General features: G+C 70.8%; 2 protein-coding genes. Both read right to left on the reverse strand.

The window, feature by feature from the left end:
• Positions 1-859, reverse strand: an 859-nt coding sequence (locus CCN44_RS33360) for an ABC transporter ATP-binding protein (protein ID WP_086702004.1), incomplete at its 3' end; no start/stop codon positions are given.
• A 131-nt stretch (positions 860-990) separates the two neighbouring features.
• A complete protein-coding gene (locus CCN44_RS33365; protein ID WP_059252631.1) occupies positions 991-1,764 on the reverse strand; it encodes an ABC transporter permease subunit in 774 nt (257 codons plus the stop codon).
• Positions 1,765-1,864 lie beyond the last annotated feature (100 nt).

The raw sequence follows: 1,864 nt of genomic DNA on the forward strand, positions 1-1,864 counted from the left end.
ACGCCTCCTCCAGCGAGGCCTGCCGCGGGCTCAGCTCGTGCAGCACCAGCCCGTGGCGCGCGGCCAGCTCACCGATCCGCTCGGCCTTGCCGCCCGCCACCTCCAGCGCCCCGCCGCCGGCCTCCACGACGGTGATCCCCGCCTGGTGCAGCACATCGAGCAGCCGCTCGCGCTGCGGGGAGCGGATCCGCACGTACGACCGCGCGTTGGCCCGGATGAAATCGGCCATCGAGGTGTCCGTGAGCAGCCGCCCCCGCCCGATGACCACCAGATGATCGGCCGTCAGGGCCATCTCGCTCATCAGATGGCTCGACACGAACACCGTCCGGCCCTGCGCGGCCAGCGCCTTCATCAGGTTCCGGATCCAGTGGATGCCCTCGGGGTCCAGCCCGTTCACCGGCTCGTCGAACATCACGATCCGCGGGTCCCCGAGCAGCGCGGCGGCGATCCCGAGCCGCTGCCCCATGCCGTACGAGAACCCCTTGGCCTTCTTGCGCGCCACGGCGGTGAGCCCGACGGTCTCCAGCACCTCGGCCACCCGGCGGCTCGGGATGCCGTTGCTCTGCGCGAGCCAGAGGAGGTGGTGGTAGGCGGTCCGGCCGCCGTGCACGGCCTTGGCGTCCAGCAGCGCGCCGACCTGCCGGGGGGCGTTGGGCAGCTTGCCGTAGGGGTAGCCGCCGATGGTGACCGACCCGGACGTGGGGTTGTCCAGGCCGAGGATCATCCGCATCGTCGTGGACTTGCCCGAGCCGTTCGGCCCGAGGAAGCCGGTCACGGCCCCCGGCCGCACCTGGAAGGAAAGGTTGTACACGGCGGTCTTGTCGCCGTAGCGCTTGGTCAGGCCGACAGCCTCGATCATGCTCCGCACCCATCGAAAGGTTCAGGACAGCGGGGCACACGCCCCCGTAAGGGTTAGGAGGATATCCAGGCGCTGACGGTTCCGCCCAAAAGAAAGTAAAGCCAGAGCATTACGCCGGGTGAACGCCGGGTCTACTGGGCGTCCCGGCGCCGGAGCAGGAGGTAGCCGCCCGCCAGCGCGGCGGTCACCCACAGCGCCATGATCCCGAGCCCGGCCCAGGGGCCGTAGGGGGTGTCGTCACCCACCCGGGGGACCACCTGCATGATCCGGCTGCCGGCCTGGTCGGGCAGGAAGCGGCCGATCCTCTTGGTGGCGTCGACGTTGCCGAGGACGTTCGAGATCAGGAAGAAGAACGGCATCAGGATGCCGAGGGACAGCAGCGGCGAGCGCAGCATCGCGGCGACGCCCATGGAGAACATCGCGATCAGCGTCATGTACAGCCCGCCGCCGATGACCGCCCGCAGCACCCCGGGGTCGCCGAGGGCGGCCCGGTGGGGGCCGAGCATCGCCTGGCCCAGGAAGAACGCGGCGAAGCTCGTCACCATGCCGACGGCGAGCGCGAGGGCCGTGGCGACCGCGACCTTGCCGCACAGGAAGGCGCCGCGCCGCGGCACGGCGGCCAGCGAGACCCGGATCGTGCCGGTGCTGTACTCGGTGGAGACGACCAGCACCCCGAACACGATCATCGCGAGCTGGCCCAGGGTCATGCCCGCGAAACTGATCACCGTGGGGTCGAAGGAGAGCCGTTGCCGCACGGGCATGTTCTCGTACTGGCTGTTCGACAGCGCGGAGATCAGCATGCCGAGGGCGACGGTGACCACCACGGCCAGCGACAGCGTCCACGCCGTGGACGCCACCGACCGGATCTTGGTCCATTCGGACCGGAGGACCTGCACGGCCGCCATCGCCCTCAGGCCCCCTTCCAGCCGGCGCCCCGGTCCTGCGGGACCGCGGCGGGCCCGGCGTGCGCGTGGTACTCCACGGTGTCCGCCGTCAGTTGCATGA

It is taken from the genome of Streptomyces tricolor, assembly GCF_002155905.1.
Classification (GTDB): domain Bacteria; phylum Actinomycetota; class Actinomycetes; order Streptomycetales; family Streptomycetaceae; genus Streptomyces; species Streptomyces tricolor.